Consider the following 13,886-nt stretch of genomic DNA (forward strand, 5'->3'; position numbering starts at 1 on the left):
GAGAATCTCCTCGAGTGTCCTCGGCTCTTCCTTGAAGTCCGAGTCATCGAGAAGTCCTTCGGCTCGTCTCCACAGTGATCAAGGAAGATTGTGCTCAGAACTTGCCGATGCCGCCGGTCAGAGCCCGCGGATCGGGTCCGCGCGGCGTGAACGCTGTGGTCGTCGGCGGCTGACGATCGCCAGTCCGTCGTCCCGCCGCTACAAAGCCGAGTCGCCTCGGCTGCCGGGGGCCGTAGGCCGGCGAGGAACGCGAGACAGTGTGTCGCGAGGCAGTCGCATAAGGCAGCAAAAACTCGCGAGCAGTGAAGCCGTGGCACCACCTTTCGACCGCACAGCGGACGAGGGCGGCCGCTCGCGTCGTTGCTCATCCCCCTGCGTCGAGGGCGATGTGCTGACCAGCGAAAGAGCGACCGAAACGGGAAAGCCATCAGTCGCCCACCCCCTTTCTCTTTCCTTGGCCGTTTGCGGCTCAGCCCTTCGCAAGCGCCGCGGATCGGCCGGCGAGGCGCCCGGACGTGTGCGCCCATGCGATGTGCAGACCCTCGAGTTGCAACAGCAATCCGCCCTGGCCCGCTGAACCCGCTGCATACAGACCGCCGATTGGTTTGCCGTCGGCATCGAGCACGCGGAACTGCACGTCGATCGCGAGCCCGCCGTTGGTAAGCATTGCGACCGAAGCCATCGGTCCCAGGGCCGCAAACGGTCCTTCCTTGATGCCGGCGCCCAGGGCCTCACGACCGAACTCGTCATCCGAGCCTTTCGTGACCGCGAAGTTCCAGCGACCGACGGTCTCAGGAAGGTTTGAGACGCCCAGCTTGCGTGCCAGCTCCTCGATCGTTGCCGCTTCGGTGATGACATCACGGCGGCGGCGGCGCACGTCTTCGAGGTAGGCGCGTGCGATGCCGGGAAACGCCGCGACGGGCTGGCCGCCGCGCGAGAACTCCCGCGCGATCTTCGCATCGAGCACGAGATAGGAGCGATCGCCGTGCTTCCCGACGCTGCGCGATAGTTCGGCGCGCTTCGTCTCGTCAGTCATCCGGCGCCCGGTCGCAGCGTCGATCTGGATGGCGCCGGCCTCGTACATCGCGGCTGACGGTGCAAACCACCCCACGAGTGCGCCTTTGGCCATGAATTCAAACAGGGGTCGAGGCACGTGTCGGGCGAACGGAGCCGCCAGCCGGGAGAACCACGGAAATGAAGGCATTCCCTTGATGATGTCGCGACGCTTGCGCGGGAGATACCGCAGTGACTCCGCCGCGGAGTCCATTCCGAGCGTGACGCCGCCGACGCTGCGGCCGAGAAGGTGGCCGTCGCCGGTGTTGTCCGGGTTGGCGGCGGTGGCCGTGCCCGCGGATCCGCCAAGCTCTGCGCTAACGAGATCCGTAGCCGCCGTGTAGTCGCCGGTGGCGATCACGACACCCTTGGCGGCGTAGTAGCACTCGGAACCCGCCCGCACTCCGATCACACCGTCGTTGTCATCGGTCAGGAGTTCCTCCGCCCGGCGGTCCGTTTCGATCCGCACCCCGAGCTTTCGCGCGCGAACAGCGAGCGCCGCCGTGAAGGACCGCGAGTTCGGCAAGACATTGTGCATGCGCGGATGACGGTTCGGGGCTACCGAGAACGGGCCAAGGAAACGGACTCCCATACCGATCAGCCACTCCATCGTGGGCGCGGCCTGCTCGGCGAAAAGCTGCCGCAACTGGCGATTCTCGCGCGAGTCGAGAGGTCCGTTCGCGGTCTGGATGTCGGCGATGAACTCGTCGACCGAATCGGCGACTCCGGCCTTCTTCTGCAGAGACGTCCCCGCTGCTGTGAATGCACCGACCGACATGGCCGTGGTGCCACCAACGGTGGGCGCCTTCTGCAGAAGGATGACGCTCGCGCCGTTTTCGGCGGCGGACACTGCGGCGGACAGACCAGCGCCGCCGCCTCCGAGAATGATGACGTCGGCGGTCGAGCCCTCCCGTCTGGAATTCGTCTGCTCGGTGGCAGGTCGGTTGGTGGTCGTGTGTCGCATCGGTGACTCCGATCATGGGAAGGCCTCAGATGAGGAGAGGCTTGAGGAAGAGTGACGAAGCGTGGGGAGACCCGCAGTGGCTCCAACGCTGGATTCACCGTCGACTGCACAAGCGATGGGAAACCGACACCACGTTGTCCAGGATGCGGCGGTCAAGTCGCAACACTAGGAGTTTGGACGTCACAGTCCAATCATATTCCCTACATTTGGACTGTCTAGTTCAAACTCTGCTTTGTGACCGAACCCTCAGACTGCCGCCGAGGGGTGCTCGCACAAACCGGAGCCAGCCCGCCGGCCAACGCCGTTACGAGGCAACCGATACGGCCGGTGGCGTGCAGCGTTAGCACAGAACCGTTGATAGCAGTGAGAATGCCGCGATCGATATCCGCAACCAGGCTCGTTCGGCGAGGTGTCCTTGGTCGGTAATGGGGCCCGCCCCGGCGAGCAGATGAGCCTGCCCGGTGGCGTAGAGCTCGGTAAGGATCTGTCTCGTGGCGGAAGAGGTCTTGCCGGGTCGGGCGGCGAGCGTCCCTAACGGGCAACGCTCGCCCAACTCCGCATGGTGTGATGTGACTGCCCTTTGCTATGCGCCGCACCGAGGTGAGATCGGAAAGGACCGAGGTGAGATCGGAAAGGTATGAGTGCTGTTCGGCCAGAACCTGGTCGGTTTCGTGTTGAGCGACGGCAAGCAGCAGATCGTCACGTCCATCTGGGGGACGTAGTGGAACAGCTGGCTCTTGCTCGTCGCGGTAGCTGTCATCACGTCGTCAAAATTCGGCCGGCCGACCCCGTTGGCTCGAATCAGGCTCGCGGTGCCCTTGATCCGAGTCCGCATCGCCGCACGCTTGGCGGTGTCGGACGTGATAAGGGCCGCCCTTAGCGCCGCGGATCGAGGTCGACGACCGGGACCTCGGGCCCCTCGAGGGCTCCGTTGAAGGCGCCGGCGAATGCCTCGTGGGTCAGTCCGGTGTGCAGCTGCTCTTGCAGTAGCCGGCGCCACTCGAAGGTGAGAGCCGTGCGGGTGCCGCGCAGTGTCGCCGGGGAGAAGCTCGCCCATGCAGTGGCCAGTTCCCACGCTCGCGGCAGCAGCTCCTCCTGTGGGATCACCTCGCCGACTACGCCGTAAGCGAGGGCTTCCTGGGCGGTGAGGACTCGGCCGGTGAGCAGGAAGTGCCGCCCGCGGTTGAGCCCAAGCAGGGTGGTCCAGATCGTGTGCACGCCGTCGGCGGGCGGCAGGCCATTGAGAAAGTGCGTGGCGTCCTGGAACACAGTGTTCTCCGTGGCCAGCACGATGTCGGCCAGTAGCGGTGTCTCGGAGTGGGTGACGACGGGGCCGTTGATCGCAGAGATAACCGGTACCTCGATATCCAGGAACGCCTGCAACAGCCGGACGCCGTCGGTCCGGGTACGGAGCCAGAAGTCGAAGATGTCCGGGCGCATGGTGGCCGCGAAGCTGCCGTAGTCGAACCGGGTTGCGAACCGCTCACCCGTGCCGGTCAGGATGACAACCTTGTTCTCAGTGTCCTCACCGACATCACGGAAGGCCCGCCCCAGGTCGCGCAGCGCTGACTCGCTGACGATGAACTCGCCACCGTCATGGTGCAGGGTCATCTGCAATACGCCTCCTCGCCGCTGAAAGCGGATCGAGGGGTACTTGTCCTCATAGTTACGCAGAGCTGGCATGGTGATCCTCTCCTGTAGTTCCGCGAACATGCCGCCTGGCGTCATCCCTGACGACCGTGCGCCATATCCGACGGTCAAACCCGTTTCCCTTACATCGTCTGCTGTTTCGGGTGCCGCGATCCAGAGGATCTCGGCCTTGCACGGCGATCTGGCGTTCGTTCCTTGCATGAGCCCAATGCGAGTTAATTGGACTTTATAGTCCAGTCACTGCGCACACAGTTGCACCAGTGGGTCCATTAGCATCGCCATGATCTCCAGTTCGTACTTCATGGACAGGAACATGCCGCGCACGTTGGTGGCGAGCATCAAATCGAGGGTCTCGACCGGATAGTCGATCAGCGGGTGCGAGTCGTTGCCCCCGTCAACACCAGCACTATTCACCGCAACGTCCAGCCGTCCAGCGTCGCCGCCCGCGACCTCGACGGCGTGCCGGACAGCGTCCGCGTCGTGGACGTCGGCGACGACATACTTCGCGCTGCCGCCAGCATGTGTGATGAGCTTGACGGTCTGCTCAAGCGTGGCAGCGGCCCGCCACGCTTGCCGCGTAACCCTCCGCGGCCAGTGCGAGGGCGGCAGACCGTCCGATGCCAGTTCGGCCGCCCGTGACAAGAGCGGTCTTGCGTTCTGATGCTCGGGCCGGTGTCGCTGCCACAACGGTTTCCGGTGTGTTCAACGCAGGTTCCGGAAGGTGGCTCGGATGTCTTCGATGACGGCGCCGGGATTCTCCCAAGCGGTGAAATGGCCACCGTGCTCGTGAGCCTTGAGGTAGATCGGGTTGTACCAGGGCTTCTCGCGTGGGTCGTCGCGGAAGTGTTGGACGCGCTGCTCGGCGCTGACCCCGGGTGGGTTCTCGTAACCGAGAAAGGTGATGCCGGTGGGTGCCTCGATGATCGGGGTGCGGTCGTGGGAGGGAGTCCAAGGGTAGCGGTTGGCGTTGACGTAGGACCGGATCGACGACGTGATCGAGTTGGTCAGCCACCATATTGTTGCGTTCGTGATGAGGTGGTCACGGGGAAAGACCGACTCCACGTCCCCGTGGGACTCGCTCCACTTGGTCCAACGCCGCAGAATCCACGACAGCATCCCTACCGGCGAGTCGGCCAGGCCGTACGCGAGGTTCTGGTTATCGAGCATGTGCACCGCCACGTGTGAGGCGAAGCGCTGTTGCATGCCGAGGATTTCAGTTCGGAACGAGTCTGACAACCCGGCCGGTATCTGAGCGCCCCCGGTGATGTCCCAGGGCCGGTCGCCTTGGAAGATGTCGAGGTGGATCCGGTGGCTGAGCCAGATTCCATACAACGACGACGCGTACTTGTGACCTAGCTGGCTGGTGACCAACGCGCCGTAGTCCGATCCTGCGGCGGCGTACTTGTCGTAGCCGAAGTATTCGGTCATGAGCTTGTGCCACAGCTCGGCCATCTTCCAGAAGTTCATGTCGGGCCGGCCAGTTGGTGTCGAGAAGGCGAACCCGGCCAGTGACGGCACGAGCACGTCGAAGGCGTCGGCGTCGTCGCCGCCGTGTGCAGCGGGGTCGGTGAGCGGATCGATAACCTTGCCCCATTCGCGGTAGCTCCACGGCCAGCCATGCGTCATGACGAGCGGAATCGGAGCGGGCCCGACGCCTGCCTTGCGGACAAAGTGGATGGGTGTGCCGTCGATCGTGACTCGGTAGTTGTCGGCCTCGTTCAGCTTTACTTCGGCCTGTCGCCAATCGAAGTCGTTGATCCAGTAGTCGACGAGTTCTTGCATGTACTTCAGGCTCGTGCCGTAGTAATCGTCGTTAGCCTCGATGTCGGCGGGCCAGCGCGTGGCTCGCAGCCGGGTCTTGAGGTCGTCGATCTGCTGTTGAGGAATCGAGATGTGGAAGCGGTTCGCTTCGAAGTCGGTCATGACGATGTTCTCCTTGTGCGCAGGATCAGTAGGTGAAGTCGAGGCGGGTGCGGGTCTGCAGCCGGCTGGCGATCAGCCAGCGGCCGTCGACCTTGCGGTAGGTGACGTGGTAATGGCCCCAACCGCGCATAGTGCGAAACGGTGGGAGTACGTCGCCAGGTTTCTGTTCGGGTATCGCGCTGTCACCGCGGAAGATCAGGTCCGCCATGGCCCAGACAGCGGACGCACTCGTCGGCGACTCGACGGTGATCTCGTGGGTGAAAAGTTGGTGGATCGGTTGCACATCGCCGGACATGCGCGAACCAAGCGATGTGCTGATGTCCTCGCGCCCGACCATGTTCGCGATCGTCTTCCCGTCAACGTCTTGAGGCCGGAACCAGCCGTCATCGGTGAACAGCCCCGCCAGGTCGTCCCACCGCTTTTCATCCGCGAAGCGCGCATACTGCGCCTCAAGACGACGGATGTCTTCGATCGCGGTCAACATCGCCAGGTCATACATCTGCGTTGCTCCGTTCGGGTGTCGGTGAGGTCGCAGCCTTGAGCAGCGCCCTGGCGCGATTGGGATTGGTGTAGTCGCGCCAGGCTGCGATGCGGCCATCGCGCAACTCGTAGACGGCCATATTCTTGATCGGGGCGAGAGAACCGCCGGAGAAGGCGAGCCCATGGACCTGCTCGGCGAACACGACGTCGCCGTTCACGGCCTGGCTAAGGGTTTCGAAACGGACCTCGGCAAAGGTCGCGAACACCCCGGCCCACACGTTCACTACTGCGCTACGGCCGTGGACCGGTGAGTCGCCGTAGTTCTCGAAGGAGATATCGTCGGTGAAGTACGGCCCGAGTAGTTCTGCGTCACGGCTGGCGAAGCTGTCGACGAAGGCTCGAACCAGGCTGTCGTTCAGCGTCTCGCGTTCGGTTGGATAGTCAGTCATTGCGCTTCCCTTCGTAGTTGCTGATTGAGGTGTCAGAAGGAGTTGTGTTGGTCGAGCAACTCGGTCACGTACTGATCCGGCGGTTCCTGCTGTGGAACGGCGTCAGTGACCGGAGCGGGGATGAGTAGGCATGCGATGAGACTCAGCAGGCCGGCACCAGCAAGGGTCAGGAACACGAGTCGGTAGCCGGCCTCGGTCGGCACGCCGAATCGGCCGAGGTGGCTGCCGAGCATGCTGGAGACCACAGCGGCGCCAACTGCGCCGCCGATGGTTCGAATGTTGGCGTTCATGCCGGCGGCCGCACCTGTCTGGTTTGCAGGCACGGCGTGCACGACCACACCCGACAGTGCCGAGAGCGCAACCCCGAACCCGAGTCCGCCTACGGCGGTGGCGAGAACGACCTCCCATGCGCGGGCGTGCATAAACGCGAGAAGTGTGAAGCTCACCACCGGCGGGATAGCCCCAAGGATCAATACCGTCTTTGGATTCAGCAGCCGGGTCAAGGGACCGGCAGCGAGACCGGCGATGAGCATGACGATCGTAATCGGCACGAACAACAACCCAGAGACCGTGACGGACGCACCGAGGCCGTAGCCGGTGCTCGTCGGAACTTGCAGGAACGAGGGGATATACCCCATCGCCGAGTACAAGACGACACCGAACATCAGCGACGCGAGATTGGCCGTCCACACCGGCTTCAGGCGGAACACCGTCATGTCAATCAGGGGAGTTTCAGCACGCAACTCCACCCAGACCCAAGCTATCGCGAACACAACGGCACTGACGAGCAGCAACAACGTGCTGACGGTCAACCAGCCTGATTCTGGTCCTAGCGACAGCGGTATCAACAGGCACACCAGGGCAGCCGACAGCAACAGCGCCGCTCGCCAGTTCACGCCGGCACGTGATCGGTGACCATCACGTGGGATCGTCTTGACCAATAGGAGCGCGATGGCGCCATTGGCGATGGCGGGAAACCAGAACAGCCACCGCACACCCAGACTATCGACGATGGGACCGGCCAGCAGCACTCCGAGCCCACCACCGACAGAACTCATTGCAGCGACGATGCCCACGGCTGAGCCCACCCGATGAGTCGGGGCCAAGTCACGAATCAGCCCGAAAGCCAGCGGCAGAACCGCGCCGCCGGCCCCTTGCAGGACACGGCCGACGATAACGACAGGCAGGGCCCACGTGCTCGCGGCGACGACGCTGCCCACTACGAGCAGCCCCAGCGCGACGAGTAGCAGCCTCTTCTTTCCTTGCTGATCACCGAGCTTCCCGAGGACGGGCGTCAGCAAGGCGCTCGATAGCAAGTAGGCCGTAAGGACCCAGCTGACTCCCAGCTGACTGGTATGCAGCGTCGAGCGCAACGTCTCCAGGGCTGGATTGACCAGCGACAGCACCAACGAGTACGACGCCGAGGTCACCGACAGCATCACCAGGACGATCCCTACGACACCTTTGGGATTAGGTGGACGAGGGCTCGAGGCTCCGACCAGTACCAGATTGGTTGTCACAGTCCAATAATGACTTAGATAGATTGGACTGTCAAGTCCATCTTCAATTAGCGAAGCCTCGTTTCGAGAGCTGACATCCCGCGCGACGGCACGTGGAGTCCGCCGATGAGAGTGACATGGCAGAACAACGCCGCACGTTCTGCTTCCACGGCTCGCGACCGAAACTCGATGCCCATGATCAGGCGATCAAAACGCGAATACGTGAGCCAACAATGCCATGATGCGAGGTATGCCACATCCTCGAACCAGGCAGATACATGGCCTTCCGTGAGCGCCACCGGATGAGCAGAGAGCGTGACATTCGGAAGCAGTCGAGGAAGGTGCCCCCAGGGAGCGGCTCTTCCTCGAAGACGTCGAGCGCTGCACCGCAATACGTTGCGACTCGAGCGACGGAACCAAACGCCGCGTGATCCAGGGTGGCCCCGAGGCGACACTCACTTCGTAGAACTCCGCCGCTCCGCAGGCCCAGGAAGCTTGGATTTCGCTTCGTAACGCGCAGCCCGTGTGGCTATCGCCACCGCGGCTCAACTTCAGGTATTTTGTACTTGCGAGTCCAGGTTGACCTCCGATTCGGAACGACGGCGGCGACGAGGTACTGGTCGAGACGCGCCCGTCGTGTTGGGCGCTGGACGTTCGCCCGGTTTGGGGTGGTGCGGGTCGAGACGGCTCATCAAGTTGTCGAGAGCAATGTTGTAAAGGCCGAGCGGATCCATCACGAGCTCAAGACGGTTTGAGCACGGCTCGGAAGGATTGCACCAGATCCGGTGGAGGCCTGCTGGCCGATCCGGGCGAGTGACACGGACGAGAGAAGGGGCTATGCCGAGGAAGGCACACGGATGACGCAACACAGGCTGACAGCGAAGGGCGCGGCGACGCGCCAGCGGATCGTGGACGGCGCAGCGGCGCTAATCAGAGGAAGCGGGCCCACGGCGACGAGTCTGGACGACATCATGGCGGCCACGTCGACCAGCAAGAGTCAGCTGTTTCACTATTTTCCGGACGGCCGAGACGAACTGTTCCGCGCGGTCGCCCGGCACGAGGCCGGTCAAGTCATCGCCGCGCAGCAGCCGTTCCTGGCTGATCTCACCTCCTGGCGCAAATGGCAGGCCTGGCGGCGGGCCGTGATCGCTCACTACACCGAGCTGGGTAGCCGATGCCCCCTGGGCGCCCTCACATCACAGCTAGGCAAGTCATCCCCGCAGACTCGGGAAATTGTCTCCAATCTCTACGAGGAGTGGGAGACGCTGCTGAGGACCGGTGCGCAGGCTATGGCGGACCGCGGCGAGCTCGCGCCAGACGTGAACGCTACCCAGACCGCCCGAGGAATCCTCGCTGCCATCCAGGGCGGCGTGGTGATGCTCCAGTCGACCGGGCGGGTCGACTACCTCGACGCCGGCGTGAACCTTGCCTTGCGGCCGATGCAACCACCCGCTCGTCAGGCCCGGCGCTAACGCGACCCGGCTTGGCCGGGTCTGCCCGGTCACACTTACTGTTATGAACTTGACAGTCCATATTGCTTGAACATAATTGGACTATGACATCCATTTCTTCGGCATCGCATCACCCGATTGACGGATCGTCCGCTCCGCAACCCGACGACGCTCGACATGTCAGCCACCTATCGGACATCCGATCCGACCTGCACAGCCGAGAACAGCCAGAAATGATCACGCCGGACAACTGGACGCGGCAGCACATTGTCGACCGGGGCGTGCACACGCCCCGCAGCAAACGTGTGGACGCAGGGCAGGCACTGACCGCGCTTGATCGGTGCACCGCTGACCGCTTCAACGGTCCGTGGGGAGACGCCCAACAAGACGCAGCGCCCGGCAACCTTCTCCGTTCGGCTCTCGACTACCTCGGTATGACAATCGCGGAGTTCGAAGCCGCCCCCCTCGTACCAGAGAGGTCTGACTCGCTGCTCAGATCAGATCGGGCGCCCGTCCTGACACTCGGTGCACTTGTCATTCTGCGCGCCGCCGACCGGCATCAGCGGGCGGGTGGCGCTTGGAGCGCGTGTGTCACCGCCGCGGAACGGGCAGCCCGTCGGTACCTGTCGATCATTCCCGTTCGCATGCTCCCCAGAGGTGACGAAGCCACCGCGACACAACCGCTCAGCGTCCCGGCGGCCCGGTCGCGGCGGTGAAGCACCTGGCGTTGTACGACCTTCGCGAGGGTCGGATCTCGGCCTGGCGCGACGACGCCGACTTTACTCACGCGGCCCAACTTCTGCGCGGCGAGAAATCCTCAGCACCCGCGCCGCCGAACCGCACGCCGCTTCCGAGGATGCCCTGCGAATTCTGACTTCCTGGACCGGCGAGACGCCATCCTCTCGGCCAGCCTCAGGTACACGCGACCCGTCGGTCATCCGTTGCCGTGAAGGTAACGATCGATACCGAAGACGTCATGGCTCACGTGATCGAGTAGTGGTTCTGTCGCCGGCAAAGCCCACGTTCGATGGGTGTCGTGCTCCTGTAAGCGAGGTCGCTCATGCCGATCAGTAAAGCCGCGTCGATACTTTTCACGCCGATACAGATGGGAGCTCTCAGCCTCCGGAATCGGATCGTGATGGCTCCGATGTCGCGATTAAGGGCGGACGCTGCTGGCGTCGTCCCGCAGATCGTCGGGGAGTACTACCGGCAGCGAGCGAGTGCGGGCCTGATCATCAGTGAGACGATCGCTGCCGCGGCGTACGGCGACGGATACCCGAACCTGCCGGGGATGTTCACCGAGCCACAGATCGAAGCATGGACCGGTGTCGTCCAATCCGTTCACGGCGAAGGCGGCCAGATTGTCGCGCAGTTGTGGCACGTCGGTCGGCCGCGCTTCGAGCACGAAGGGCAGAGCTACCGACCCGGCTGGGCGGCACTCGCCGAGGTGAAGCCCGCGGATCTCGGCGGGGACGACATTCAGGCACTCATCGAGGCGTTGACGGCGGCCGCACGCACCGCCCGCGCGATCGGCTTCAACGCCGTCGAGATTCACAACGGAAACGGCTTCCTGATGGACCGCTTCTTGCGAAGCGAGGCCAACGCGCGGACCGACCACTATGGCGGTGGTGTCGAGAATCGGGCTCGTCTGACCCTTGAGGTCATCGATTCGGTGGTATCCGCGGTCGGTGCGGAACACGTGGGAATTCGGCTGTCGCCGAGTGCAGCGGTCAACGGGGCTCCGGACCCGAACGGTGACGACGTGTTCGCCCACCTGCTGAGGCAGCTGTCGGCCCGATCCCTGGCCTACGTGCACGTCACGAGAGTGACTGAACCTGATCGAGACAAGGGCGCGGGTGACGGACTGAGTGTCGCCCGACTCCGAGAGCTCTACGCCGGAAACCTGATCGTCACCGGTGAGTTGACTCCAGAAGAGGGCGAGGCGCTGATCGAACGAGAGGATGCCGACGTCGTGGCATTCGGACGCCTGTTCATAGCCAATCCCGACCTTCCTCATCGACTAGCCACCGGGCGGTCCTTGGCAGTTGCCGACCCGAAGACCTTCTACAGTCCAGGGCCGGCCGGGCTCGTCGACTATCCGGCCACCTGGGAACAAGCGGCCGAGGCCTGAGCGAGTCCGCGCGCCGGGGACGACGGGCCAGGAGGGGGCCTGACGCAGTCGGGCACGTCGTCGTTACCCTGTGGGTATGGATCGGCTTGAGGTTCGGCAGCTCGAGTACGTGGTGACCGTGGCGGAGGAGCTGCACTTCGCTCGCGCGGCGGAGCGTCTGGGCATCGCGTCGCCCCCGCTGTCGCGCGCCATCAGCCGGGTGGAACGGCAGCTGGGGGTCACGCTCTTCGAGCGCACCAGCCGACGGGTCGAGCTCACGGCCGCCGGCGCGCGGTTTCTCCCGGATGCCTACACCGCGCTGCGAGCGGTCGACCGAGCGGTGGAGCGGGTGCGGGCAGCGCAAGCTGTCTTGCGAGTGGCGGCGGCCCCGGGCACGGGGTCCGGGCTGCTGCGCGAGCTGCATCGTCGCTACGAGGGACGTCACGGCCCAGGGAGCATCGATGTGGTGTTCACCCGTCGGCAGGCCGCGGCCGTGCGGGAGGGCAAGGCCGATGTCGCGCTGCTGTGCGCGAGCGAGGACATCGACCGGTTGGATTCGGCCGACGTCGGCGTGGAGAACCCCGTCGCGTTACTCCCAGAGTCGCACCGGTGGGCCACACGCGGCCGGCTCACGCCTCAGTTGCTCCGCCGCGATCCGTCCTACCGGGCGGAGTGCCCGCGCGTCGGGGTGGACGAGCTGGTCGAGCGGGTGGCGCTCGGCAAGCTCGTGGTGGTGGTCGGGGACAGTGTCGTCGAGCGGTTGGGGTCCGCGGTCACTGCGATTCCGGTCACAGGGCTTGCTCCGTCGGAGCTCCTGCTGGCGTGGTCAGTGGATTCCCACGATCCGCGGATAGCCGACCTGCTCGATCTGGCGCGCCGCCCCGGCGTCGGCCCGGCTCCGGCGTCGTCCCTCGCGATGCCCCGCGCTGCCACCGGCTGATCCGCCGAAAAACTGACCGACCCCGACGCGATCCATACCCGCGGGGTAACGATGACTGCCGCGTGTCATCGCTCTACCCCGCAGGTCGTCGTTCAGGTTGGTTACGCTAAAGACGGATCGGATGGACACCTAAAGAGCAGCGACGCTGGTCCGCGAGCGCTATGTGTGCAGGCAGCCGGCCAGGCGGACAGCAGGTGATGATTTCCCCGAGAGCGAACTTCCCAGAGGGCTCCGTCGGGCGAACTCAGACCGGTTGCCAGTCCGGGATCCCGGAACCGGGATTGCTGCCTACCCTGTCGATGGCGCGCAACTCGTCGAGGCTGTCGGCGAGGGTGCGGCCGGCCAATACGCCGAGGACGGCGGTTTCGGTTTCGTTGGTGAGGTTGGCGAAGTACTGCGCGGAGTGGTTCGTGACCAGGCACTCCAGGGGCCCGTCCGGGCGTGGAGCCCATAGCGGCTTGTCGCCGATGGCGGAGCGGTAGATCTCTCGCAGGGCGATTTGGTCGGCGGGCCGGCCTATGCGGACACCCCCACTGCGGCCCTTGACGGATGCCACGAGACCGTCCTGCACCAGCGGAACCATCAGCTTGCGTACCAGGCTCGGGTTCGTGTTCAGGCTCCTCGCGATCTGGGTCGAGCTGAGGATGGGACTGCCCTTTTCGTCGGCGTGGCCCAGCAGGAGCATCGCCTTCAGCGCGCTGGAGAACCTCACGTCCAACATGCTCGTACCCGTCTCTTCTCGCGCGTGGCTGGGTGGTTGCTGTCACCCAATATAGCAACTTTTACGGTTGCATTTCCGTCGAGGGATATGTACTTTTCACTAGTGCAGATTAGGTGCTTAGCAGGCACGTCGACGAGAACCGGAGAACATCATGAGTATTGAGAACGAGATCAAACAGGTCGTGTCCCTTTACACCCGGGCCGCGGACCGGCGCGACGGCGCGGCGATGGCCGCGCTCTTCGAGGCTGACGGAGTCTCCGAGATCTATCTTCACGGACCTGGTGGACCAGACGATAGGCAACCGTTGGGGAAACTCACCGGAGCAGATCAGATCGAGGCGGCGGTAACCAACGCCATGGCGCCGCACCCGCCCCTGGGCTGGAGCCACCACACCACCTACGACCACCTGGTCAGCATCGACGGCGACGAGGCCAGCATCGAAACCCAGTTCATCACCTACAACGTCGTCGGAGCCGCCAAGCCCGAGGGCGGGTGGCCGGCCGGTACCTTCGGCGCCCAGGGCAGCATCACGCCCATCGAGTCCGGGTACTACCGCTTTAACCTCCGCCGGACCGACGGCACGTGGAAGATCCGCCACCAGGAAGTCATCCACGACATCCCCTACGCCTTCTGAGCATCCGGGGCC

15 protein-coding genes are annotated in these 13,886 nt (G+C 64.2%); 5 read left to right on the forward strand and 10 right to left on the reverse strand.

Features of this window, described 5'->3' with window-relative positions; all coding sequences use genetic code 11:
- Nucleotides 1-469: 469 nt before the first annotated feature.
- The 9 genes from ACSMXN_RS20710 to ACSMXN_RS20750 all read right to left on the reverse strand — a co-directional run bounded on the left by ACSMXN_RS20710 (nucleotide 470) and on the right by ACSMXN_RS20750 (nucleotide 8,039).
- The gene (locus tag ACSMXN_RS20710) at nucleotides 470-2,017 is read right to left on the reverse strand and encodes an FAD-dependent oxidoreductase (RefSeq protein WP_022915861.1); all 1,548 of its coding nucleotides are present in this window, start codon (nucleotides 2,015-2,017) and stop codon (nucleotides 470-472) included.
- Between the two features lie 340 nt (nucleotides 2,018-2,357).
- A complete protein-coding gene (locus tag ACSMXN_RS20715) occupies nucleotides 2,358-2,570 on the reverse strand; it encodes a hypothetical protein (RefSeq protein ID WP_155958594.1) in 213 nt (70 codons plus the stop codon).
- A gap of 30 nt (nucleotides 2,571-2,600) precedes the next feature.
- Nucleotides 2,601-2,852 (reverse strand): hypothetical protein, encoded by a 252-nt coding sequence (locus ACSMXN_RS20720; protein WP_022915862.1) that lies wholly within the window; start codon nucleotides 2,850-2,852, stop codon nucleotides 2,601-2,603.
- A gap of 41 nt (nucleotides 2,853-2,893) precedes the next feature.
- On the reverse strand, nucleotides 2,894-3,700 hold the full coding sequence (locus ACSMXN_RS20725) for an enoyl-CoA hydratase/isomerase family protein (protein WP_196811471.1): 807 nt from the start codon (nucleotides 3,698-3,700) through the stop codon (nucleotides 2,894-2,896).
- A 204-nt stretch (nucleotides 3,701-3,904) separates the two neighbouring features.
- Complete coding sequence (locus ACSMXN_RS20730; RefSeq protein WP_196811472.1) at nucleotides 3,905-4,309, reverse strand: SDR family oxidoreductase; 405 nt, start codon at nucleotides 4,307-4,309, stop codon at nucleotides 3,905-3,907.
- A gap of 60 nt (nucleotides 4,310-4,369) precedes the next feature.
- A complete protein-coding gene (locus ACSMXN_RS20735) occupies nucleotides 4,370-5,590 on the reverse strand; it encodes an epoxide hydrolase family protein (RefSeq protein ID WP_022915864.1) in 1,221 nt (406 codons plus the stop codon).
- 25 nt (nucleotides 5,591-5,615) lie between these two features.
- Nucleotides 5,616-6,089, reverse strand: coding sequence for a nuclear transport factor 2 family protein (locus tag ACSMXN_RS20740; RefSeq protein ID WP_022915865.1), 474 nt, complete (start codon nucleotides 6,087-6,089; stop codon nucleotides 5,616-5,618).
- Entirely contained in the window at nucleotides 6,082-6,519 is a 438-nt protein-coding gene (locus ACSMXN_RS20745; RefSeq protein WP_022915866.1) for a nuclear transport factor 2 family protein, read from the reverse strand. Before ACSMXN_RS20745 ends, ACSMXN_RS20740 begins: the two co-directional genes overlap by 8 nt.
- 32 nt (nucleotides 6,520-6,551) lie before the next feature.
- Nucleotides 6,552-8,039 carry an MFS transporter gene (locus ACSMXN_RS20750; protein WP_196811473.1) on the reverse strand — a complete coding sequence of 496 codons (1,488 nt, stop codon included), beginning with the start codon at nucleotides 8,037-8,039 and terminating at the stop codon, nucleotides 6,552-6,554.
- A gap of 836 nt (nucleotides 8,040-8,875) precedes the next feature.
- On the opposite strand from ACSMXN_RS20750, the gene ACSMXN_RS20755 reads away from it, so the two are divergent.
- From ACSMXN_RS20755 to ACSMXN_RS20770, 4 genes are all read left to right on the forward strand, one after another.
- Nucleotides 8,876-9,490, forward strand: a complete 615-nt coding sequence (locus ACSMXN_RS20755) for a TetR/AcrR family transcriptional regulator (protein WP_035944978.1) — start codon at nucleotides 8,876-8,878, stop codon at nucleotides 9,488-9,490.
- Between the two features lie 83 nt (nucleotides 9,491-9,573).
- Complete coding sequence (locus tag ACSMXN_RS20760; protein ID WP_022915870.1) at nucleotides 9,574-10,185, forward strand: hypothetical protein; 612 nt, start codon at nucleotides 9,574-9,576, stop codon at nucleotides 10,183-10,185.
- Nucleotides 10,186-10,529: 344 nt separating this feature from the next.
- On the forward strand, nucleotides 10,530-11,600 hold the full coding sequence (locus ACSMXN_RS20765) for an oxidoreductase (protein WP_022915872.1): 1,071 nt from the start codon (nucleotides 10,530-10,532) through the stop codon (nucleotides 11,598-11,600).
- 76 nt (nucleotides 11,601-11,676) lie between these two features.
- Complete coding sequence (locus ACSMXN_RS20770) at nucleotides 11,677-12,519, forward strand: LysR family transcriptional regulator (protein ID WP_455407633.1); 843 nt, start codon at nucleotides 11,677-11,679, stop codon at nucleotides 12,517-12,519.
- Between the two features lie 244 nt (nucleotides 12,520-12,763).
- Here ACSMXN_RS20770 and ACSMXN_RS20775 read toward each other — a convergent pair whose 3' ends face one another.
- On the reverse strand, nucleotides 12,764-13,240 hold the full coding sequence (locus ACSMXN_RS20775) for an RrF2 family transcriptional regulator (protein WP_022916126.1): 477 nt from the start codon (nucleotides 13,238-13,240) through the stop codon (nucleotides 12,764-12,766).
- A gap of 151 nt (nucleotides 13,241-13,391) precedes the next feature.
- Here ACSMXN_RS20775 and ACSMXN_RS20780 point away from each other — a divergent pair, with 151 nt between their 5' ends.
- Entirely contained in the window at nucleotides 13,392-13,874 is a 483-nt protein-coding gene (locus tag ACSMXN_RS20780) for a nuclear transport factor 2 family protein (protein ID WP_022914559.1), read from the forward strand.
- The last annotated feature ends 12 nt before the right edge of the window (nucleotides 13,875-13,886 follow it).

This window comes from Parajatrophihabitans canadensis (genome assembly GCF_053764775.1).

Coding starts and splice junctions, on each gene's coding strand:
- ACSMXN_RS20710 (WP_022915861.1), bottom strand. CDS start 2,017: ATGCGACACACGACCACCAACCGACCTGCCACCGAGCAGACGAATTCC.
- ACSMXN_RS20720 (WP_022915862.1), bottom strand. CDS start 2,852: ATGCGGACTCGGATCAAGGGCACCGCGAGCCTGATTCGAGCCAACGGG.
- ACSMXN_RS20725 (WP_196811471.1), bottom strand. CDS start 3,700: ATGCCAGCTCTGCGTAACTATGAGGACAAGTACCCCTCGATCCGCTTT.
- ACSMXN_RS20735 (WP_022915864.1), bottom strand. CDS start 5,590: ATGACCGACTTCGAAGCGAACCGCTTCCACATCTCGATTCCTCAACAG.
- ACSMXN_RS20740 (WP_022915865.1), bottom strand. CDS start 6,089: ATGTATGACCTGGCGATGTTGACCGCGATCGAAGACATCCGTCGTCTT.
- ACSMXN_RS20745 (WP_022915866.1), bottom strand. CDS start 6,519: ATGACTGACTATCCAACCGAACGCGAGACGCTGAACGACAGCCTGGTT.
- ACSMXN_RS20755 (WP_035944978.1), top strand. CDS start 8,876: ATGACGCAACACAGGCTGACAGCGAAGGGCGCGGCGACGCGCCAGCGG.
- ACSMXN_RS20760 (WP_022915870.1), top strand. CDS start 9,574: ATGACATCCATTTCTTCGGCATCGCATCACCCGATTGACGGATCGTCC.
- ACSMXN_RS20765 (WP_022915872.1), top strand. CDS start 10,530: ATGCCGATCAGTAAAGCCGCGTCGATACTTTTCACGCCGATACAGATG.
- ACSMXN_RS20770 (WP_455407633.1), top strand. CDS start 11,677: ATGGATCGGCTTGAGGTTCGGCAGCTCGAGTACGTGGTGACCGTGGCG.
- ACSMXN_RS20775 (WP_022916126.1), bottom strand. CDS start 13,240: ATGTTGGACGTGAGGTTCTCCAGCGCGCTGAAGGCGATGCTCCTGCTG.
- ACSMXN_RS20780 (WP_022914559.1), top strand. CDS start 13,392: ATGAGTATTGAGAACGAGATCAAACAGGTCGTGTCCCTTTACACCCGG.